This window comes from Psychroflexus longus, assembly GCF_020164595.1.
Lineage (GTDB): Bacteria > Bacteroidota > Bacteroidia > Flavobacteriales > Flavobacteriaceae > Psychroflexus > Psychroflexus longus.
Genome location: NZ_JAIQZE010000003.1, coordinates 169,649 through 191,677 on the forward strand (window position 1 = coordinate 169,649; position 22,029 = coordinate 191,677).

General features: G+C 35.2%; 22 protein-coding genes. 10 read left to right on the forward strand and 12 right to left on the reverse strand.

Annotated features, from left to right (window positions below; translation table 11 throughout):
• Nucleotides 1-23 precede the first annotated feature (23 nt).
• From LB452_RS04700 to LB452_RS04730, 7 genes are all read right to left on the reverse strand, one after another.
• Nucleotides 24-2,504, reverse strand: a complete 2,481-nt coding sequence (locus tag LB452_RS04700; RefSeq protein ID WP_224460571.1) for a PIG-L family deacetylase — start codon at nucleotides 2,502-2,504, stop codon at nucleotides 24-26.
• Between the two features lie 63 nt (nucleotides 2,505-2,567).
• Nucleotides 2,568-3,116 (reverse strand): mechanosensitive ion channel domain-containing protein, encoded by a 549-nt coding sequence (locus LB452_RS04705; RefSeq protein WP_224460572.1) that lies wholly within the window; start codon nucleotides 3,114-3,116, stop codon nucleotides 2,568-2,570.
• A gap of 4 nt (nucleotides 3,117-3,120) precedes the next feature.
• Nucleotides 3,121-4,005: a septum formation inhibitor Maf gene (locus LB452_RS04710; protein ID WP_224460573.1), complete on the reverse strand. Its 885-nt coding sequence runs from the start codon at nucleotides 4,003-4,005 to the stop codon at nucleotides 3,121-3,123.
• Nucleotides 4,006-4,070: 65 nt separating this feature from the next.
• Complete coding sequence (locus LB452_RS04715) at nucleotides 4,071-4,652, reverse strand: Maf family nucleotide pyrophosphatase (RefSeq protein ID WP_224460574.1); 582 nt, start codon at nucleotides 4,650-4,652, stop codon at nucleotides 4,071-4,073.
• Entirely contained in the window at nucleotides 4,649-5,500 is an 852-nt protein-coding gene (locus LB452_RS04720) for a geranylgeranylglycerol-phosphate geranylgeranyltransferase (RefSeq protein WP_224460575.1), read from the reverse strand. Before LB452_RS04720 ends, LB452_RS04715 begins: the two co-directional genes overlap by 4 nt.
• 61 nt (nucleotides 5,501-5,561) lie before the next feature.
• On the reverse strand, nucleotides 5,562-6,065 hold the full coding sequence (locus tag LB452_RS04725; RefSeq protein ID WP_224460576.1) for a KdsC family phosphatase: 504 nt from the start codon (nucleotides 6,063-6,065) through the stop codon (nucleotides 5,562-5,564).
• On the reverse strand, nucleotides 6,058-6,804 hold the full coding sequence (locus tag LB452_RS04730) for a Rossmann-like and DUF2520 domain-containing protein (RefSeq protein WP_224460577.1): 747 nt from the start codon (nucleotides 6,802-6,804) through the stop codon (nucleotides 6,058-6,060). The genes LB452_RS04725 and LB452_RS04730 overlap by 8 nt, the downstream gene beginning before the upstream one ends.
• Nucleotides 6,805-7,080: 276 nt before the next feature.
• On the opposite strand from LB452_RS04730, the gene ccsA reads away from it, so the two are divergent.
• Nucleotides 7,081-10,305, forward strand: a complete 3,225-nt coding sequence (gene ccsA / locus LB452_RS04735; RefSeq protein WP_224460578.1) for a cytochrome c biogenesis protein — start codon at nucleotides 7,081-7,083, stop codon at nucleotides 10,303-10,305.
• A gap of 100 nt (nucleotides 10,306-10,405) precedes the next feature.
• Here ccsA and aroE read toward each other — a convergent pair whose 3' ends face one another.
• Genes aroE through gldA form a run of 4 tightly spaced genes read right to left on the reverse strand, consistent with a single transcriptional unit; the run spans nucleotide 10,406 to nucleotide 14,021 of the window.
• Nucleotides 10,406-11,134: a shikimate dehydrogenase gene (gene aroE / locus LB452_RS04740; RefSeq protein WP_224460579.1), complete on the reverse strand. Its 729-nt coding sequence runs from the start codon at nucleotides 11,132-11,134 to the stop codon at nucleotides 10,406-10,408.
• Nucleotides 11,135-11,137: 3 nt separating this feature from the next.
• Nucleotides 11,138-12,154 carry a DUF368 domain-containing protein gene (locus LB452_RS04745; protein ID WP_224460580.1) on the reverse strand — a complete coding sequence of 339 codons (1,017 nt, stop codon included), beginning with the start codon at nucleotides 12,152-12,154 and terminating at the stop codon, nucleotides 11,138-11,140.
• Nucleotides 12,141-13,076 (reverse strand): DUF368 domain-containing protein, encoded by a 936-nt coding sequence (locus LB452_RS04750; RefSeq protein WP_224460581.1) that lies wholly within the window; start codon nucleotides 13,074-13,076, stop codon nucleotides 12,141-12,143. Before LB452_RS04750 ends, LB452_RS04745 begins: the two co-directional genes overlap by 14 nt.
• Before the next feature lie 45 nt (nucleotides 13,077-13,121).
• A complete protein-coding gene (gene gldA, locus LB452_RS04755) occupies nucleotides 13,122-14,021 on the reverse strand; it encodes a gliding motility-associated ABC transporter ATP-binding subunit GldA (RefSeq protein ID WP_224460582.1) in 900 nt (299 codons plus the stop codon).
• Between the two features lie 146 nt (nucleotides 14,022-14,167).
• Here gldA and LB452_RS04760 point away from each other — a divergent pair, with 146 nt between their 5' ends.
• From LB452_RS04760 to queA, 7 genes are all read left to right on the forward strand, one after another.
• On the forward strand, nucleotides 14,168-15,247 hold the full coding sequence (locus LB452_RS04760; protein ID WP_224460583.1) for a bifunctional 3-deoxy-7-phosphoheptulonate synthase/chorismate mutase type II: 1,080 nt from the start codon (nucleotides 14,168-14,170) through the stop codon (nucleotides 15,245-15,247).
• Nucleotides 15,248-15,278: 31 nt separating this feature from the next.
• Nucleotides 15,279-16,235, forward strand: a complete 957-nt coding sequence (rsgA, locus tag LB452_RS04765; protein WP_224460584.1) for a ribosome small subunit-dependent GTPase A — start codon at nucleotides 15,279-15,281, stop codon at nucleotides 16,233-16,235.
• Between the two features lies 1 nt (nucleotide 16,236).
• The gene (dtd, locus tag LB452_RS04770; RefSeq protein ID WP_224460585.1) at nucleotides 16,237-16,689 is read left to right on the forward strand and encodes a D-aminoacyl-tRNA deacylase; all 453 of its coding nucleotides are present in this window, start codon (nucleotides 16,237-16,239) and stop codon (nucleotides 16,687-16,689) included.
• Between the two features lie 14 nt (nucleotides 16,690-16,703).
• Nucleotides 16,704-17,030 (forward strand): nucleotide pyrophosphohydrolase, encoded by a 327-nt coding sequence (locus LB452_RS04775; protein WP_224460586.1) that lies wholly within the window; start codon nucleotides 16,704-16,706, stop codon nucleotides 17,028-17,030.
• Nucleotides 17,031-17,288: a hypothetical protein gene (locus LB452_RS04780; protein WP_224460587.1), complete on the forward strand. Its 258-nt coding sequence runs from the start codon at nucleotides 17,031-17,033 to the stop codon at nucleotides 17,286-17,288.
• Entirely contained in the window at nucleotides 17,285-18,505 is a 1,221-nt protein-coding gene (locus LB452_RS04785) for a 3-phosphoshikimate 1-carboxyvinyltransferase (RefSeq protein WP_224460588.1), read from the forward strand. The genes LB452_RS04780 and LB452_RS04785 overlap by 4 nt, the downstream gene beginning before the upstream one ends.
• 110 nt (nucleotides 18,506-18,615) lie before the next feature.
• The gene (gene queA, locus LB452_RS04790; protein WP_224460589.1) at nucleotides 18,616-19,665 is read left to right on the forward strand and encodes a tRNA preQ1(34) S-adenosylmethionine ribosyltransferase-isomerase QueA; all 1,050 of its coding nucleotides are present in this window, start codon (nucleotides 18,616-18,618) and stop codon (nucleotides 19,663-19,665) included.
• Between the two features lie 55 nt (nucleotides 19,666-19,720).
• Here queA and rlmH read toward each other — a convergent pair whose 3' ends face one another.
• The gene (gene rlmH, locus LB452_RS04795; RefSeq protein ID WP_224460590.1) at nucleotides 19,721-20,194 is read right to left on the reverse strand and encodes a 23S rRNA (pseudouridine(1915)-N(3))-methyltransferase RlmH; all 474 of its coding nucleotides are present in this window, start codon (nucleotides 20,192-20,194) and stop codon (nucleotides 19,721-19,723) included.
• A 47-nt stretch (nucleotides 20,195-20,241) separates the two neighbouring features.
• Between rlmH and nadC the strand changes: the two genes are divergently transcribed.
• Both nadC and LB452_RS04805 read left to right on the forward strand, forming a co-directional pair.
• Nucleotides 20,242-21,099: a carboxylating nicotinate-nucleotide diphosphorylase gene (gene nadC, locus LB452_RS04800; protein WP_224460637.1), complete on the forward strand. Its 858-nt coding sequence runs from the start codon at nucleotides 20,242-20,244 to the stop codon at nucleotides 21,097-21,099.
• Nucleotide 21,100: 1 nt separating this feature from the next.
• On the forward strand, nucleotides 21,101-22,027 hold the full coding sequence (locus LB452_RS04805; RefSeq protein ID WP_224460591.1) for a YihY/virulence factor BrkB family protein: 927 nt from the start codon (nucleotides 21,101-21,103) through the stop codon (nucleotides 22,025-22,027).
• Nucleotides 22,028-22,029 lie beyond the last annotated feature (2 nt).

The window sequence follows — 22,029 nt, forward strand, 5'->3', positions numbered from 1 at the left end:
ATTTTTCAGGCTTTTCAGACATATTATTTTATAGAAATTAAGTTAGCCATCAATTTGTAAGCTCCTACTACTCCTGCCGGTAGTTCTCTAAAAAAACTTAAGCCTGTGTAAACATAATGTCCTTGACCGTACATGGCGACCAAAATGCTACTTTGTTTGGGGGATTCATTTTTATCATTCATAGATAAAACAGGCGTCAAGTCCTCTGACCATTGATCCGGAAAGTATAAGCCACGTTCCTGCACCCAACCCTCAAAATCTTCTTGTGCTATTTTGTTTGGAAAATTAAGAACCGTGTGTTCTGGATTGATGAATCTTACTTCTGCTTTTTCTTCTGTTACCCGATCACGAGAAATCCGCATTGGAAATGGAGCAACATTCTCAGTTTTTAGGCCTCGGTTGGTGTTATACTGGACAATCATGGTTCCACCATTTTCAACAAATTCAAACAAGATTTCCTGCTTGTAGGCCAAAACTTCATGGATATTGTAAGCTCTAATCCCCATGATGACAACATCAAAATTTTTCAATAATTCTTCAGAAATCGTTTCAGGTGAAAATTCTTCAATATCAAATCCAAGATCTCTAAGGTTGGCAGGGACACTTGAGCCTGCTCCGCTGATGTAAGCAATCTTTTTATTACTGATCTTTATGTCAAGATTAACGAGCTGAGCAGAAGATTCCTCAACAATATTGTGAGTTCCAATATGGTCATAATCGAGCTTAGTAACTTTATAGGAAAGAGCTTTATCTTTTAATTTTAAAAGAGGTTTTACTTTCGCTTTTCCAAATGAATTTGGTGTAATCTGAAAAGTAAAAGTTTTACTTTCACCTTTATTTGTTAAACTGATTTCATGAAATTTTGGGGAGATATTCCAATTTTCAGAACTATTCAATTCAAGTTTTCCACTCAAACCATCAGCATATGCCTTCACTTCAACATCTATCGTTTTTTGATTGGAATTTTTGAAGATATAAACAGACTCTTTCAGGCTAATAGAAGCATCAGGTAGGATTTCAAAGTCCTGATAAACTTCCCCTTTTACAGGATCATTGTACTTATAGATAAGAGGTTTGGTAAAAGCAAAAGCTTCTCCATTAATATCAAATTCAAAGGTAAAAAGAATCGGTTTTGGAGTCTCTGGCAAACCTATTAGGTTTTGATCATTCACAGCATAAATTCCTAGTTTGGCCTTATTTTCAAGCCAATAAGGCGTTGTGAAGTTCTCTTCTGAATTTAATTCTAACTGACTTGAAAATTTGTAGTCATAATTATTTTCGAGTTGAGTCGAGTTGATATTAATCTCTTGACCCGAATGAGAGATCGACTTTAATTGAATTTTTGCAGGACTACGATTGATGAGCTCAAATTCCAAATCTATAACATCACCTGGCGTAGCATAAGCTAATTTACTTTTTGCTTCTACAAAAAGGCCAAGACAGGCCGTAATCACCGACTTTATCTGTTCGCTTTTTTGCTCTCTCCAGAATTTATCATCGATTTCATTTATCAATTTTTTAGCTTTCAATAATTCTGGAACAACTTTCCACGGTTGTTTGAAATCATAATCTTGCTCTACCTGGTACAAGATTTTGCCGATTTTTTTCCCTTCTGGTATTCGGTTCCAAGAGGTGTCTATTCCAGCAAAGGGATTATTTCCATCAATTGACTCTCCGTTGATCAGTTCTATGTATTCAATTTTATCACCACGAGAACCAGTATTGCCAAACCCTTGTGATTTATGCTGACTCCTACTTAAAGCAGAAATTTCGTTATTGGATAAGCCTTCGAGAGGGTAATATTTATTGATTTCCAATTCGATAAAATTGGATTTATCAGCTTTCTCAAAAGCTTCCTGACTACCGTAAAACCACCAGGAAGTGTTGAAAAAGCTACGTCTTGGAGACCAAGGCTCTACATAATCGAGCTGAGAAGTAAATTGATCTTTTTCTCCTGCAATGCTGAAAGCTTCCATGCTCAAAAGTGCTGATGAGGTATGATGTCCATGTGTATTGCCTGAAGTCCTGTGGTCGAAACGATTGATGATGACATCCGGCCGGTGATTTCTTATAGCCCAGACCACATCAGAAAGAATTTTTTCTTTATCCCAAATTTTGAGAGTCTCCTCCGGGGTTTTAGAAAATCCAAAATCGATAGCTCTTGAAAACCACTGTTGGCCATCATCAATCTTTCTGGCATTAAGCAATTCCTGAGTTCGAATAATTCCTAGCTTTTCACCAAGCTCAGGACCTATAAGGTTTTGTCCTCCGTCACCTCTAGTTAAGGATAGATAGGTGGTTTTAGCGTTTAGTTCTTTTGAGAAATAAGTAATTAAGCTTGTGTTCTCATCATCTGGATGAGCAGCTATATAAAGGACATTTCCTAGAAAGTTTAATTCTTTAAGGTTTTGGAAAATTTCTGATGAAGATGGCTTGTCCGGAGCTTGTGAATATGAAGAATAACTTATCAAAATTAAAAAACTGCAGACAATAAATCTTATCATTTCAAAAAATTTTAATCAAATATACTAGGCTCAAGGGTGAATATTGAATTATTTCAATGCTTTTTAACGATCTATATTTTCACCCCGTTCCAGCAAAGCATCTTTTTTGAGTAATGTTACTGGTTTTTGTAAAAATAGATTGTTAGGATAAGTTACTAATTCACCTTTATCTGTTCTTAAATGTAATTGAAAAGCTTTTATGTCCTCAATAATGACATTGTCTATTGGTGAATCCTTATCGTGAATTTTGATTTTATCTCCAATTTTATAGGGAAAGGAAAAAAACATGATGACTCCGGAAGTGATATTGCTTAAGATCGACCACACAGCAAAAAGACCAATTCCTATAACGGCAAAAACAGAGGAGAAAATCAGAGCTAGTTCTTGAACTTTCACACCCCAGATAAGAAGTAAGGAAAACAAAGCGATGAAGGATACCAGAACATTTATGTATTTGAAAATAAGTCTGGTTCTTGCAAAGTTAAGCTCATCTCTTTTGGCAATGCGCTTTGCAGATTGTTTGAGTCCTAATCTCAGTAGCAATAATCCAACCACTACAACAGTGGTCCAGATGATTTGATATTCGTATTCAAAAAAAACGTCTTTTATCATGAAGTTATAAGCTTAGACTATCACGCAAATGTAAATATTTGTTGGAGTTTTGCTGCCAGTATTTGGTTTTAAGCGTTTTAATTTTCTTTGCGGTAGAAGTTAGTGTATCCGCCTTGTTTATTTCAATTTCTTCCCATTTCTCAATAGCAAAAGGGAAAGTTTTTTCTTGATAAATCTTAACTATCCTGCCTAGATTTTCATAATTAATAGTGGTCTGAATATAATCTTCTTCAGTTTGTTCAATGGAAGCTTCGTAAGCTCTAAACTCTTTATGATTAAGACGAAGGAAAGAAAAATCAGGGAGTAATTCGTGCTGACCAGCCCTTATTTGTCTTGGATCTAGTCTCAGCTGTATCCATAGTTCATTTTCAGTAAGTGTCGGCTTCATCTTAAAACTCAAATCTGCTTCACCTTCAAAATAAGAATGTGTTTCCAGTTCGAATTCTGTTTTGTGATTGAGTTGTGCATAGTATTGACCACACCATTCTTGGATGCTGGAAGCGACTTTCAGTACTGGTGTTTTCTTTTCTAAAGGCAAAAAAGCACTTTGCATGATACTGTAGGGATAAATTCCAGTATTAAATTTTTTAGTAGAATTCAATTTCATTACGGAAACGGTTTTTTCTGATTTTGTGTTGGCTTTTACCTGTGCCTCTGGTAGAAAATCTTCTGTGACGAATATCATCATGCCTTTTCCATGTCGCTTTTCTCCATAACGGTAAAATTCCAAATCATAACTGGTTAATTCTGCTTTACCATCATACCAATAAGACTTAAAAGCTTCAGATAAATTTCGTGGCTCGGCACCTGCATTAAGCTTTGACTCTGGTTGAGGTTCTGTCTTGCAACTATAAGTGCTAACGAGTAATAAAATCAGAATATATTTCATTAGTAATGTTTTTATCCGTTGTAATTTAAAAATATTTCTGTTGCAAAAGCAATTAGCTTTTTCTACTACTTAATTTGTGAGAGTTTTTCATAAACCAAATGGATGGGAAATCCCATGACGGTATAGAAAGAACCTTTTAGTTCTGAAATGCCAATCTGGCCAATCCATTCCTGTATGCCATAAGCTCCAGCCTTGTCGAAAGGCGAATAATTATTTATGTAATGCCAAATCTCATCGTCTGTGAGGGGTTTGAATTTTACTTCTGCGGAATCAAAAAAGGTTTCTGTTTTCTCAACAGTCTTGATGCAAAACGATGAGATAACTTCGTGGGAGGCGTTTGATAATGATTTTAGCATTTGGTAAGCTTCTTCTTTGTCACTTGGCTTATTCAGAGCTTTATTATTGTGCCAAACGATTGTGTCACCGGTGATTAAAATTTGATTGTGTTTCAAATCCTCAAATTGATCTGCTTTTAATTCTGCAAGGTAATCGCTGATTTCATGATGTTTTAGTTCCTCACTGAATACTTCATCCACAGAGCGAAGTTCAATTTTAAAATCGACTCCAATGGATTTCAATATTTCTTGTCTTCTTGGTGAACCTGAAGCCAAAATGACTTCTTTGTCCTTCAAATTGTCTAAAATCATAAAATTAAAAATGTTAGCATGGAACAGAGTCCGGTTAAAAATACAAGTTTTAAATTGAAACTAATTTTTCTGTAATCCTTAGCAGATTTTGCTTCCAGGGTTTTTTTTGAAATCAAAATCAAGGGTAAAATAATTAGAACAAATACATAGAATATGAAAATATTCAGATTTAGGAAATAAGCCAAAACTATGGATAGTAAAACTAAAATTGTGAAGGTAAGCAGTCCGAATATAACGTAGTTGCTTCGTTTTTTTCCTATTAAAATAGGCAGGGTTTTCATAATGCAAAAATAATCTCCTCTAATGTCCTCTATATCTTTAATGAGTTCACGACACAAATTCAAAAGAAAAGCAAGAAAAGAATAGACTAATAATGTAAAAAAAGCCACAGGATAATTGACTTTATCGATTAAAGCTATTCCCAAACAAAACAGACTTAGACCAACTAATAAGCTAACCAGTAAATTCCCTAAAACAGCAACGCGCTTCAACCATATGGAATAAAAGGCAAGTGCAAGCGGCGAAAACACAATAATGTAAAACACCAGCCAAATATGCTTAAATGGCTGTATCACAAAAAGATATAATGCAATTCCTAGCCCAAGAACATTAAATACGAAATAAAGCCTCAAGGCTAGCTTTCTTGAAATCACTTTATCGATAATAAGCTTGTCGGGTTTGTTGATGCTGTCGGTGGTGACGTCAAAAAAATCATTGATGATATTTCCTCCAGAGGCTACAAAAACTATAGATAAAGCAAGTAGACTGTAATGAAACAGGTTTAATTCTAGTGGGACCCCAAAACCTGGCACCAAAGCAAATCTTATAAGTCCTGCAGTAAATAGCAAGAGCAGTAAATTTTTCCATCTTATAAGATTGAGAATATGCATCTAGCTTATCGATTAGTGCTTAGAACTTCCACTTTCCCTGAGTTTTTAGCACCTGTTCGATAAGGTCTCTCACACAACCTTCGCCACCTTTTCTATGCGAAACGTAATCTGAAACCGCTTTTACTTCTGGTACTGCATCTTGTGGACAGGTGGCCAAGCCAACCATTTTCATCGGATAAATATCAGGAATATCATCTCCCATGTAGGCCACGTGTTCGGGCTTGATATCGTAAACATCAAGAAACTCTTCCAGACATTCGACTTTGTCGGCAACCCCTAAGTGAATGTTGGTCACCCCTAAATCTTTGAGTCGGGTCCTTACCATTTCATTAGTCCCGCCAGAAATAACAATAATTTCGTACCCGGCTTTCAGGGCTTCTTTTACGACGAAACCATCCTTAACGTTCATGGTTCTTATAAGGTCTCCAGAGGTAGATATTTGTAGAGCACCATTGGTGAATACGCCGTCCACGTCGAAGGCAAATGTGGTGACTTTGTTTAGTAATTCTTTATAATTAGTCATGCTTTTGTATAATTGATTGTGTAAGAAGTTGATAAATATCTTTATGTATTTTATTTTGTAATTGACCTAGGTGCCTTTTAATCGTGCTTTGATCTTTCCTGATCGCAGGACCGGTTTGAACATCTGAAGGAGAATTGGACTCAATCTTTTTTGATGTTTCCTGTATCAATGCTTTCAAAATGTCAAACGGCATGTTATCTTCTTTACAAATAGACTCTCCAATAGAGTAGAGGTGATTGGTGAAATTGCAAACAAAAACTGCGGAGAGATGTAAAGTTTGACGTTGAGCAGAATTGATTTCAAAAATTTCTGTAGAAATACATTTTCCAATAGCCCTCAGGATTTTTAAATTTTCTTCTGAATTTGCCTCCAGACAGATTGGAATTTTAGAATAATCCAGCTTAGAGCCTTTAGAAAACGTTTGAAGCGGATAAAAAACTCCGGAATTAGCTGACTCTAATATAGACTGACTGCCAGAAGTGTGAGCAATAATTCCAGAATTTGTTTGAATTTGGTTTGCCAGCTTTTCGATGACGTCGTCTTTTAAACAAAGCAGGTATAAATCCGCTTGTTTTAGTTCAGATAAATTTGTGGTTGTAGCTGTAGATTTTTCAAAGACTTGCAAGGAATCAGGTTGATGATTATAAACCTGAATCACAGAGCATTCACTTGAAGCTTGAAAAGCTTGAAACATATGGGTAGCCACGTTACCAGTTCCTAAAATGACTATTGAAAACATTCACTGTAAGTTTTAATTCTTTCAAACAAAGGTAGTGTTCATTTTTAATTCTAAAATGGAAACTCAAGGATCCCATAATTAATATTTATAGTAATTCTTAAAAGCAAAGGATGTCATTGAATTTTAATCTTAGGTGTTGATAATTGTTTAAAATATTAACATCAAGTATTTGGATTTCAGAGTTTTTAATTAACACAACTTCAACGTTCGTAACCAGGTCTATGGTTTAAAAATCCTCTTGTATTAAGTATATTTGCAGTTCGTATTTTAGAAACTATGCTAGAGAAAAAAATTAAAGATATACTGTTTTCAACTCGATTGATGGCAGTGCTTTTTATCATTTATGCGGTTGCTATGGGTGTTGGTACTTTTATTGAAAATTCCTATACAACTGTTACCGCTAGAGAATGGATATATGATGCTTGGTGGTTTGAGGTGATTATGGTATTTTTTGTCATCAACTTTATTGGGAATATCTTTAGATACAAACTGTTGAGGAAAAAGAAATGGACCACGTTACTACTTCACTTATCCTTCATCTTGATTTTAGTAGGAGCTTGGGTGACACGCTATATTGGTGAAGAAGGCATTATGCCAATTCGTGAAGGCGAAGTTGAAAATACAATGCTTTCAGAAAAAACTTATTTGTCAACTTTTATTGATGGTGAGATTGATGGAGAACCTTTGAGGAAAAAGCAGGAATTTAATATCAATCTTGGGCCTGCAATTACCGCAGGAAAAACGATTAAGACAGATTATAACGGAACGCCAGTTAAAATAGAATTCCTTGAATTTATTCAGGGTGCCGAAGAAGGGGTTGTAGAAGATGAAACAGGAGACTATTTCCTGAAGATTGTTGAAGCTGGTGAAGGCAATAGACACGATCACTTTTTGAAAGCTGGTGAAGTTGCCAATATTCATAATATTCTATTTGCTTTCAATAAACAAACCGATGGAGCTATCAATATAATAGGGAATAATGAAGTAGGGTTTACTATCACTTCACCATTTGAAGGGGACTGGATGCGAATGGCCGATCAGGAAAAGGGACAGCTAGCAGTTGATTCTATTCAGGATCTACAATTGCGGTCTTTATATAATGTTGGAGGCATGCAGTTTGTGATTCCTGATCCAGCGATTAAAGGACGATATGATTTAGTTCAAAAAGAAATGGTAACTAAAAATGATCCAGATGGTATTTTCGTTCAAGTGACTGCCAATGGTGAAACTGAAAAATTAGGATTGCTTGGTGGTAAAGGTTACCAAATGGATATGAAAAAACTAAGTGTTGGTGGTTTTGAAGTTTATATGAGTTATGGTAGTAAAGATGTAGAACTCCCATTTGCTTTAAAACTCAACGATTTTATCGCTAAAAAACATCCAGGAACTGAAGATAGAAGGCAACCTAGTTACGAATCTTTTATGAGTAAAGTTGAAGTAGTGGACGGTAGTAATTCTTATCCTTACGATATTTACATGAATCATGTTTTAGACCATAAGGGCTATCGTTTTTTCCAATCTTCTTTCGATCCAGATGAAGGAGGAACTATTTTGTCTGTAAACAATGACTGGTGGGGCACCTGGATAACTTACATAGGATATTTTTTATTATATCTGGGAATGATGGCGATTATGGTGGATAGAGGATCAAGATTTGGAGATATAAGGAAAAAATTGGATAAAATCAAACAGAAGAAAGCAAAATTAGCTAGTGTATTCATTCTGTTGTTTGGAATGACGGGTTTTGCTCAAACTCAAAATGGAAATGTTGTTGAGGAGCCTAATCAGGTTCAGGAAGGTGAAACAAACGTAGACCACGCTACTCATGAGATGATCCCTGAAGTAGATTATGACAAGGTCATCAAAATGATTCAAGCCAATAAAGTAGACAAAAAGCATGCTGCCAAATTTGGTGAACTCATCATCCAGGATTATGGGGGTAGAATGAAACCTATCAATACATATTCTTCGGAATTACTTAGAAAACTCGGAAAAAAAGATGAGTATAATGAATTGAATAGCGATCAAGTCTTATTGTCAATGATCGAAAACCCTAATATTTGGTATTCTGCACCTCTTATTTCCATTAAAGCTAAAAATGACAGTTTACATCATGTTCTTGGTGTTGAAGAAGATATCAAATATGTTTCTTTAACTGATTTTTTCGAACCCAAAACTGCAGAATACAAATTAGGAAAGTATCTAGATGATGCATACAAAGCAGCCGTTCCTAATCAATTCCAAAAAGACTTTATCACCGCAGATGAAAAGGTGAATTTGATTTACAATACTTTACTTGGCAAGCAATTCAAAATATTTCCAATACCAGATCATCCGAATAACAAGTGGGTAGCCTTTCCGGAGCTTGATGAGGAAAGATATTTTACTGGTGTAGACACGCTTTACACTAAGCAAATCTTACCACTCTACATGCAATCCTTGAGGAGTGCTAGGCAAACAGGAGATTATGAACAATCGAATGAATTGCTTTTAAGCCTGAAGTCATTTCAAAAAAAGTATGGAGAAGAAGTTATGCCAGCAGAGGACAAGGTGAAAGCTGAAATTCTCTATAATAAAATTGATATTTTTAATATCCTCTTTCAGCTATACCTTTATGTGAGTTTGATCATGATCGTATTTGTGATCATGAGAATTTTTAAAGAAAATAAGCTCAATAAGTATGTAATTACGACGAGTAAAGTTCTTCTCATTATTTTATTTGTTGCTCACACAGCAGGACTTGCTGCGCGTTGGTATATTTCAGGACATGCACCCTGGAGTAATGCGTATGAAAGCATGATTTATGTGGCTTGGGCTACGATGTTCTTTGGTCTGGCGTTTGGACGTAAAAGTGATCTGACGATGGGTTCTACTGCTTTTGTAACTTCCATTATACTTATGGTGGCGCACTGGAACTGGTTAGATCCAAGTATTGGTAATTTGCAACCCGTTTTAGACTCGTATTGGTTAATGATTCACGTGGCTGTTATTGTAGGAAGTTACGGTCCATTTGCATTAGGTGCCATTATAGGTTTGGTTTCTCTCATTCTAATTATTGCAACGAATAAATCTAACTTCAAGAAAATGAAGTTGAATATCCAGGAGTTAACGATCATCAATGAATTAGCGCTTACTGTTGGACTTGTAATGTTGACTATAGGTAATTTCTTAGGTGGTCAATGGGCCAATGAGAGCTGGGGTAGATACTGGGGCTGGGATCCCAAAGAAACCTGGGCACTTATCAGTATTTTCGTTTACGCCTTTGTAATTCACATGCGTCTAGTGCCAGGTTTGAGAGGCTTGTTCGCATTCAACTGGGCTGCAGTTATCGCATTTGGATCTATACTGATGACTTACTTTGGAGTTAATTTTTATCTAACTGGTTTGCACTCATACGCAAGTGGAGATCAAATTATCAGTTATCAATTTATCATCATAGCATTTGCTGCGTGGATTCTACTTGGTATTGCAGCTAAATACAAGTATAAGAAGTTTTACTAATGAATAAGTCCTATCTCTAATACTTCCCAAAGGGAAGGGAGCTATATTAAAAGTAAAATTCCACTCCTTGAGAGGGGAAGAATAGAGGAGGAATTATTTTTTATTCATTCCATATTTCCCAAGCTTTTTCAGCCTGAGCAATGAGCATTTGCTCTCCATTGATAATTTGAGCTCCTTTTTCTTTACCTTGAGCAAGAAAACTAGTGATTGAAGGATTATAGATCAGATCGTATAGAAGGTGTCTTTCATCAATAAATTCAAAAGGAATAGGAGGGAATTGATTAACATCCGGATGTGTGCCAAGAGGTGTGCAATTCACTATAAGTTGATGATTTTTTATTATATCTGAAGTCAACTCCTCATAAGTATAATCTCCTTTTTCTTTATCTCTGGAAACAAGATTGATATTGTATCCCATCGACACTAATGCATGCCTGATTGCTTTAGCAGCACCACCAGTTCCTAAAATTAAGGCTGCTTCATGGTTTGGTGCAATGAGTGAGAAAATGGATTTTGTAAATCCAAAAACATCTGTATTGTATCCAATCAATTTTTTATTTTCTATCTTAATTGTATTTACGGCACCGATGCGTTCCGCCTGTGAATCAATTTCATCTAGGTATGGAATTACCTCTTCTTTGTAGGGTATCGTTACATTAAGTCCAGCCAATTCAATCGAGTTATTGACAATCTGTTTTATTTCCTTAATGTCGTCAATATCATAATTGATGTATTTAGCCTTGATAGCTTCATTATGAAATTTGGTATTGAAATATGATTTTGAAAAAGAATAATCTATATTTTTCCCTATAAGTCCGTATGTTGTCATGTGCTATCTTTTTTTACTTTGCTTACCGTACCAGGCAAGGCTCAAAACTATTAAAATTCCTAATATAATAAAAGCAAAAGCAATCCATGTGCTTGCTTCAGACAGATCTGGCCAAAATCTAGCGTAATTATCTAAAACAGGATCACCATTTGTATCTTTGACAATGACTCCGGCTTCGTTTGTTTTATACACTTTTTCTTTCCAGGGCCAAACTACGCCTAAACTTCCTGTTATAAAACCAATTATGATTGAAAAAGTAATTTTCTTATAATACTTAAGAACGAAGTTGAGTAAGTGAGATAGTGTAATCAACCCAAAAATAGAACCTGCTGTAAAAGAACCTAAAACTTGCAGTAATCTCACTCTTTTAGGATCTCCAGTAAATGAGAAGTCCAGCTTTACAATATCTGCAATCGTGTCATAAAGTGCGTTTACAGAGTCAACGAGTAACAAGACGTAATTGCCAAGAAGAATAAGGATAAAAGAGCCGGATAGTCCAGGAAGAGTCATTCCGGAAACGCTTATAATTCCACAGAAAAACACGAAAAGCAAATGATCATTTTCTGTCGCAGGTTTCAAAAAACTGATGCTTAGACCAGCTAGTATTCCCAAAACAATAAAAAGAATAGTTTTAATAGTTCTTATTTTAAAATCCTTTCCTATGTAATATATCGAGCCGATGATCATTCCAAAGAAAGTAGACCAAACGTATAGCTCATAATGTTGTATAAAAAAATCCAATAACTTGGAAATACTGAAATAGCTGAAGATCATTCCCAGGATGAGAATGAAAAGGAATTTTGCATTGATGTATTGAAAAAAACTTACAAACCTGGCGTTCAGAAGAAGCTTTAAAGACTTCAGATTAAATTTCTGAAGAGAATAAATAAACTCTTCATAAAACCCAGCAACAAAAGCAACTACCCCTCCGGAGACTCCTGGAACTTTATTGGCAGCTCCCATGGCAAGTCCCTTCAGAAAAAGGAAAATCTTATCATTAAATGTTCTAGTGCTTTGCATTGGATAAGGGTTGTTTTTGTGCAATTTTTTCTAAAGCCAATATCAATATAAAACCTAAAACAGCAGCTACCATAGCAAAAATAAGTTTAGGATCGCCGTCATAATACTGTGGTAGGACTGAAGTTTCATCCAAAATAACAACTTTGCCTTTTATGATTTCAGAATCAATAACTTTTTTCCAAGGCCATATTTTGTTGAGAGATCCGGCAATAAAACCGGTCAATATAGCTAGAGTGATTAATTTATAATTATTAAATAACCACTTCAGAATCCTGGAAAAACTCAAAATTCCGATAATTGCTCCCAGTCCAACAAGACCTATAACTTGAAAATTTAATTCTGAAACCGCTTCAGTTATGGATTTGTAACCTCCCATCAAAACAAGAATAAAGGCTCCAGAAATACCAGGTAGAATCATGGCACAGATGGCAATTGCTCCGCAAAGCAAGAAATAGAGTGGATGATCGATGCCCTGTGCTGGGGCTAATAATGTTATTCCAAACGCGATAATAAAACCGATAACAGCGAAACTGATTAACTTTAAAGTCCAACGGTCTATCTGTTTTCCAACATACCATACACTAGCTACCACTAAGCCAAAGAAAAAAGACCAAACCACTATAGGGTAGGTTTCTAACAGATAATTTGTGAGCTTCATCAAAGTAAATACACTCAGGAATATACCAGTAAGTAAAGCTAAAATGAAATTTCCATTCAATTGTTTCCACATGCCTGAAAACCCATTTTTTTTCCAGGTTTTGATCAAACTTAAATCTACATTGGCAATAGTAGTAACAAGCTCTTCATAAATGCCTGTTATAAAAGCAATAGTTCCTCCGGAAACACCAGGAACAACGTCTGCAGCTCCCATGCCCAAACCTTTTAAACTTATCGTGATATAGGATTTGAAATTTCTTTTCATAGTTAAGGATGAGATTTTCTACTGTAAAAATTCGTGTTTATAAGTTTAAGCGTCTTTAGTCAAATCTATGAATAGACTTTCAAGATTCTTATTTTTTTTGTGAAGCTCAATAATTTTCAAGCCTTTATCATGAGCAAAATCAAATACATCAGGACGTTTGTCCACTGTGGTTTCGAAAGTTATCTCATATTTAAACCGAGTTGTATTAATGATGTTACTCACCTTACCAATTTCCTTGAGTGCAACTTCTTCGATGCGATAATTAAACTCGACTTCTATCACTTGTTGTGAAGAATCCTTAAGATCTTCAAGTTTTTTATCAGAAACTATTTCACCTTTATTAATGATGATGACTCTATCACAAATGGCTTCTACTTCCTGCATGATGTGAGTAGACAAGAGTATTGTTTTGTTTTTACTGATGGACTTTATCAAGTCTCTTATTTCGATAAGTTGATTTGGATCTAGACCCGTCGTTGGCTCGTCAAGAATTAGAATGTTTGGATCATGCAATAAAGCAGCGGCAAGGCCGACGCGTTGTCTGTAACCTTTAGATAATTGATAAATTCGCTTTCCAATTTCATTATTCAATTTAGTTTGTTCTATAACTTTATCTATTCTTTCTCTTGAACTGTTGAAGATTTTTGCGTGAAAATCTAAATATTCTTTAATGTACATCTCCAAATAGATAGGATTATGCTCAGGCAAATAGCCAATCTGTTTTTGGATTTCAGTTTTTGCTTCAGTCAATTTCAAACCATTGATGCTAGCTTCACCAGACGTTGGACTTATAAATCCGGTCAATATTTTCATCAGAGTAGATTTTCCTGCACCATTGGGTCCAAGCAGACCAACAACTTCGCCTTTAGAAATCTTAAAATCTATATTTTTTAAGACTGACTGATTTTTGTAAGATTTTGAAATAGACCTAACTTCAATTGACATTACCAAACTTTTGCTCAAAAATACAAATTATATCCCTTTACAATTTCAGAATGGATTTAGTATTGAAAGTATTTTAAAAACTTTTCGAAACTTAAAAGCAATCTAAATGCCTTTGATATCTGACATTAAAAGTTAATTTTGTGGATATGGAAAATGATAACAAACTAAGAAATTGGTTAACGGAGATGAATTTAGATCATCCGTTGGTAATTGCCGGACCTTGTAGTGCTGAAACTGAAGAACAAGTCCTGAATATAGCACATCAGCTTAAAGATTCTGACGCTACAGTGATGCGCGCAGGTATATGGAAGCCCAGAACCCGCCCGGGTAATTTTGAAGGTGTTGGTGCCATAGGTCTGGATTGGCTGAAGAAGGCTAAAGAAGAAACAGGCCTTATGATAGCCACTGAAGTTGCTAATAAAACACACGTGGATCTGGCTCTTAAAGCAGGCGTTGATGTACTTTGGATAGGTGCAAGAAGCACGGTAAGTCCATTTATCGTTCAGGAAATTGCAGATGCTTTGGAAGGAACTGATAAAATTGTATTGGTCAAAAACCCTGTTAATCCCGATTTAGCTTTATGGCTTGGAGGAGTTGAGCGACTTTATAATGCTAATATTAAGAACCTTGGAGTCATTCATAGAGGTTTTTCGACTTACGAAAAAATAAAATATAGAAACAATCCCGAGTGGCAGATAGCTATTGATTTACAAAATCAATTTCCAGATCTACCAATTCTAGTCGATCCTTCTCATATTGCGGGTAAAAGAGATTTGGTATTTGATATATGTCAAACAGCCTTAGATCTTAATTACGATGGTATGATAGTAGAAACTCATCATACTCCAGATAAAGCCTGGAGTGATGCAGCTCAACAAATCACTCCAGATTTCTTAAAGCAAATGACAATAGATCTTCGCATAAGACAAAAAGAAGGTGCAGAAGAATTCAATAAAAAACTTAATGTCTTAAGATCTAAAATTGATATCATCGATAATCAAATTGTAGATTTTCTTGGAAAACGAATGAGTGTAGCAGATGATATTGGTGAGTTGAAAAAAGAAAATAACGTAGCGATTCTTCAGCCTGAACGCTGGAATAGTGTTTTGAATAGGCTCACAGAAAAAGGAGAAAAAAATCACTTGTCCAAAGACTTTGTGGAACGTCTTACAAAAGCGATCCATGAAGAATCTATCGCCCATCAACATAAAATAATAAGCCAGTAATGAAATTTGTATCTCTTTTAAAATCAAGATTATGAAGGCGGTGGTTTATAAGTCCACAGGGAGTTGGTATCACGTCAAAGCTGAAGATGGAAAGATTTATAATTCTAGAATCAAAGGGAAATTTAGGCTAAAAGGAATTAAAAGTACAAATCCTGTTGCCGTTGGAGATCACGTAGAAATTGATACTGAAAAGAAAGGGGATGATACCATTGGCATCATAAAGGAGATTTACGACAGAAAAAATTATATCATTAGAAAGTCTGTCAATCTTTCTAAACAAACTCACATTATAGCAGCTAATATTGATCAAGCTTTCTTACTTGTCACTCACAACAATCCGCCTACAAGTACTACATTTATAGACAGATTTCTAGTGACAGCCGAAGCATACCATATTCCTACGGTTATTTTAATAAACAAAATAGATACTTATAGTCTGGAAGAATTTGCTGAGATGAAATATCTGGCAGAACTTTACAGAGGTATTGGATATACCTGCATAGGAATTTCAGCAGAAATCGGCGAAAATATCGATAAAGTGAAAGAACTGATGAAAGATAAGGTGAGTGTTTTTGCTGGTCATAGTGGGGTTGGTAAATCTACATTGGTTAACGCCATTGAGCCAACTTTGAATATTAAAACTTCGGAAATTTCTGAACAGCATAGACAAGGTCAGCACACAACAACATTTGCAGAAATGCACGAGTTGAATTTTGGAGGTCAGATTATCGATACTCCAGGAATCAGAGGCTTTGGTGTTGTGGATATTGATAAATACAATCTTGATAACTATTTTCCTGAATTTTTTAAATTAAAAAGTAATTGTAAGTTCAATAACTGTATCCATGTAGAAGAACCTCATTGCGCAGTAAAAGATGCCCTGGCAGAAGATGAACTAGCTTATTCCAGATACAAAAGTTATTTGCAGATTATGGAAGGTGAGGAGGACGAAAGTTTTAGAAAAGACCCTTATCAAGATTTGAGATAATATGAAAATTATACTTCAAAGAGTCAAAGAAGCTTCAGTTGAAATCGATACTCAAATAGCCGGAAGCATCAATCAAGGTTATCTCATTTACTTAGGTATTGGAGAAGAAGACCAGAAAGAAGATATTGATTGGTTGGTTAATAAAATATCTAATTTTAGAATATTTTCAGATGAAGATGTAAAGATGAATTTAAATATTAGAGAGGTACAAGGAGAGATTTTGATAGTAAGCCAATTTACTCTTCATGCCTCTACCAAAAAGGGAAATAGACCAAGTTTTACAAAAGCAGCGAAACCAGAATTGGCAAAAAAGCTTTACCATGACTTCATTGAGTCAATGAAAGAAGCATATCATGGAAATATTCAAACAGGCCGGTTCGGAGCTAATATGCAAGTACATTCCATAAATGACGGACCTTTGACATTTATTTTGGATTCAAAAAATAAGGATTGATTAAAACTAAACTTATGAACATACAAGATGCTCAGAAAGCAGTAGATGAATGGATAAATGAACATGGTGTACGTTATTTTGATGAACTCACCAACATGGCCCAACTCACTGAAGAAGTGGGAGAGGTGGCAAGAATAATTGCCAGACGCTATGGTGAACAAAGTGAAAAAGAAAGCGATAAGTCCAAGGATCTCGGAGAAGAACTTGCAGATGTAGTCTTTGTTGTTTTATGTTTGGCAAATCAAACAGGAATTGATTTGCAATCTGCTTTTGATAAAAAATTGGACTTGAAATCAAAGCGAGATCATGATCGACATAAAAATAATCCTAAACTCAAGTAAATGTTTCAAAAAGTAATCTCCACCAAGGGTTTTTGGAGATCTGTAATAATTCTTGCAGGTGGTTTTATCTTCATTTATAATATTGTAGATATTTGGTTTGCTTACGATTTTAATTGGGCTCTGTATGCAGAAAACCGATTTGCAAAAGATAACTTGCTGAGGTTTTTTGTCGCCAACATCATGAGCGGATTCGTTTATGGTTTTGTTGTTACTTTTCTAAAATTTAGAGGTAATATCAAAAAAAGAGACAAACAATGAAATTGAGTTATACCCCCGTAAAAAACAATCAGTTTCAATTTGAAATCACTGGTTCCAAAAGCATTTCCAATAGATATTTAATTCTAAAGACACTTTTTCCAAATTTGGAACTCAAAGGATTATCCAATAGTGATGATACTCAGGTGCTTCAAAAAGCCTTGTCACAACCTCTTAAGGAAGTCAAAGAAATTGACATACATCACGCAGGAACTGCCATGCGATTTTTAACGGCGTATTTATCAACCATTCCTGATAATGAAATCATTCTCACCGGAAGCCAACGCATGCAGGAACGACCAATCGGCATACTCGTAGAAGCGCTTAGAATCCTTGGAGCAAAAATAGAATATGTAAAAAATGAGGGTTTTCCTCCTTTAAAAATATCTGGAAAATCCCTTCAGAAAGATAAAATATCCATTTCGGCAGATGTCAGTAGTCAGTACATTACTGCTTTGATGCTCGTTGCACCTTCTTTGAAAAATGGACTAAACATTCAACTAGAGTCTAAAGTGACTTCCAAACCTTATCTCAAAATGACAGCTCAAGCGCTAGAATCGGTTGGGCTCAAAGTTGATTTTGACACTAATACTATTAAAGTTTATCCTCAAATTGAAATTGAACCTAAACAAATTGCAGTAGAATCTGACTGGAGTTCTGTGTCCTATTTTTACAGTTGTTTGGCTTTGATGAAAACAGGAACTTTTGAAATCTCCACTTTCTATCAAGATAGTCTTCAGGGAGATTCCAAAGTAGCTGAATTTTATAAGCTGCTCGGCATCGAGACTCGATTTGATAAAGAATCAATTCGACTTTCAAAAGTTGAAAACTTTAAGCTTCCTCAAAAAATTGAATTAGATCTCAATGATACGCCAGATTTAGCTCAGACGATTGCTGTCACCTGTTTAGGACTCGAAGTTGAATGTGTTTTGACAGGCCTTCATACTTTGAAGGTAAAAGAAACAGACAGGCTAGTAGCTTTGAAAAATGAAATCGAAAAATTTGGTGCAGAGATTTTTATAACTACAGAATCTCTTCACTTAAAACCCATTTCGAATTTAAATTCAGAAGTAAAAATAAAAACCTACCAAGACCATAGAATGGCCATGGCATTTGCTCCTTTAGCTTTGAAAACTGATTTAGATATTCTGAATCCTGAAGTGGTTTCTAAGTCTTTTCCAGACTTTTGGGAGAAAATGAAAATGCTAGGCCTCCAGTAAAAATACTGGCTTGGAAGATATTACGCTAAATAAACAATAATTTACTTGACAACGCCTATCTCGCGGTCGTATATTTGCACTCTTTTAAAAAAATATACTAGACTATGGGAATGAAACTTTCACAATTCGAATTTACTTTACCTGAAGACCTTTTGGCTGAGTTTCCTTCGGAGCACAGAGATGAAGCTAAATTAATGGTAGTAAATCGTAAAGATGGTACTATTGAACACAAAATGTTTAAGGATGTTATCAATTACTTTAACGAAAAAGACGTCATGGTGTTCAATAATACTAAAGTTTTCCCAGCAAGACTCTACGGAAATAAGGAAAAAACTGGTGCCAAAATCGAAGTCTTTCTTTTGAGAGAACTTAATCCTGAAACACGTCTTTGGGATGTATTGGTGGATCCAGCTAGAAAAATAAGAATTGGAAATAAGCTTTATTTTGGTGAAGATGAAAGTCTTGTGGCCGAAGTTATAGATAACACCACCAACAGAGGTAGAACCTTGCGTTTCCTCTATGACGGGTCTTACCAGGATTTCAGGAACAAGTTGACAGAGCTTGGTCAAACTCCACTTCCGAAGTACATCAAGCGTGATGTAGTGCCAGAAGATGCTGAGCGTTACCAAACTATTTATGCCAAAAAGGAAGGAGCTGTAGCAGCACCAACGGCAGGGCTTCATTTCTCTAAACACTTGTTGAAGCGTTTGGAAATCAAAGGAATTGATTTTGCAGAAGTTACTTTGCATATAGGACTTGGAACATTTAATCCGGTAGAAGTTGAGGATTTATCTAAGCACAAAATGGATAGCGAAGAAATTATGATTGATAGTGAAGCCACATCGATCATCAACAATGCAAAATCTGAAAAAAGAAGAATTTGTGCAGTGGGTACAACTGTCATGAGAACTTTGGAAAGTGCTGTTAGTTCTAACCAAAGATTGAATGAATACAATGGATGGACCAATAAATTTATTTTTCCACCACATGATTTTAGTATCGCCAATTGTATGATTACCAATTTCCATATGCCAAAATCGACATTACTTATGATGATTTCTGCTTTTGCAGGCCATGATCTTATGGAGAAAGCTTACAAAGAAGCCATCAAGGAAAAGTATAAATTCTATTCCTACGGTGATGCTATGCTGATTTTGTAACAGTTTACTTCAAACAATATAGAAAGCTGATTTGCAACGTGCAAGTCAGCTTTTTTTATTCGTGATGATAAGGAAGATTTTTTAAAATAGAAAAGGCTCTGTACAATTGCTCGGTAAAAAACAACCGAATCATTTGGTGAGAAAAAGTCATTTTAGAAAGGGATAATATTTGATTGCCCCTGTCATAAACTGGTTTAGAAAAACCATAAGGGCCACCAATGACAAACACCAGTTTTTTAATACCCGAATTCATTCTTTTTTGAAGCCAGCTGGCGAACTTGGTAGAGGAATGATCCACACCATTTTCATCTAATAGAACAACAAAATCTGAGTTTGAAATTTTGCTCAATATAAGCTCACCTTCCTTTTCCTTCTGGACTTCGGTCTCCATGTTTTTTCTTTTCTTGAGATCAGGAATGATGGTGACTTCAAATTTTACAAAAAACGATAAGCGTTTCTTATAATCATTGATTAATGCTTCCAAATGCTTATTATCGGTTTTGCCTACAAGTACTAATGAGATGGTCATCCGTCTAAAAAAGTTTAACTTTGTCTGAGACAAAAATAGATAACCAAATGATTAGCGAAAAGCAATTGGCTCAGGAAATTCAAATCATTATTGAAAATGCAATCAGAGAAGATGTTGGTGATGGAGATCATTCTAGTTTGGCTTGTATACCTGAAGATGCTACAGGGAAGGCTAAATTGCTCGTTAAGGATGAAGGAATTTTGGCAGGAGTAGATTTTGCAGAACAAGTTTTTAATTATATTGACTCTTCGCTGGAGATGGAAAACCTCATGAAAGATGGTGATGCGATGACTCATGGAGACATAGCCTTTTATGTATCTGGCTCAAGTCAATCCATTTTGAAAGCGGAGCGCTTAGTGCTCAACGCTATGCAACGGATGAGTGCCATCGCCACAAAGGCTAATATGTTTTCAAGTCTTTTGAAAGGTTACAAAACTCAGATTTTAGACACGCGAAAAACCACACCTGGATTTAGAGCCTTAGAAAAGATGGCTGTAAAAATTGGAGGTGGAGAAAATCACAGATTTTCACTATACGATATGATCATGTTGAAAGATAATCATATAGATTTTGCAGGAGGCATTTCAAAAGCGATAGAAAAAACCATCAAGTATCTTGCTGATAAAAAATTGGATCTCAAAATTGTAGTAGAAGCAAGGTCACTTTCAGAAGTAGAAGAAATATTACAGTCTGATGGGGTTTATAGAATTTTACTGGACAATTTTAATTACGATGACACCAAAAAGGCTGTTAAGTTGATTGATGGTAGATGTTTCACAGAATCGAGTGGAGGCATTACGCTTGAAAATGCAAAATTTTATGCCGAATGTGAGGTAGATTATATTTCAAGTGGGGCGCTTATTCATTCAGTTCATAATTTAGATCTAAGTTTAAAAGCTGTATAATATGGCCGCTGAAATTAGTGATTCTCTTAAGAAAATACCAGTAATTTGTAGTATTGCTTATTGGATGAACCAAACTAAATTACCTGGTTTTGAGGGATTCACCCTCTATGATCTTTTTAGTTTATACATCATTGGAATTTTAAAGGGAACGTTTTCTACTCGGGCAGGTTCTATTGCTTTCAGCTTCTTCATGGCTATTTTTCCTTTTCTACTTTTTATTCTGAATTTGATACCGTTCGTTTGGTTTATTGATAATTTTCAACAAGAATTACTCAATTATTTGGAAGAATTGTTACCACCACAAACTGCTGGTTTATTTCAAGATATATTTTATGATATAGCAAACAACCCTAGAGCAGGATTGCTATCTTTTGTTTTTTTACTTTCCATATTTTTAATGTCCAACGGAGTGAACGCCATCTTCACTGGATTTGAGTTTTCGTATCATACACGATTTAATAGAACTATCATTCGGCAGTACATGGTTGCTGTGGGTGTCGCTTTAATAGTAGCTATCCTTCTTTTGATAGCGGTAATTGCCACGGTGTATTTAACCTTCGTCATTGATCAATTCAAAAGTCTTGGTGTCGTGGGTGACTCCTTATTACTTGCGAAATACGGCCGCTTTGCCATATTGGTTCTGGTATTGATTCTAGGAATTTCAACTTTGTACTACTTCGGAACAAAAGAAGGAAAGAAAACACGCTTTTTCTCTCTTGGAACCTTTTTTACAACTATTTTAATTATTTTGACTACTTATTTGTTTTCCATTTATGTCGAAAATTTCAGTGCATACAATAAACTATATGGCTCAATTGGAGCTTTGTTGATTCTCATGTTATATATTTGGTTGAACTCAAATATACTTTTATTGGGTTTCGAATTGAATGGATCACTTTATAATTTAAAACGAAAATCAAAATATTGAAA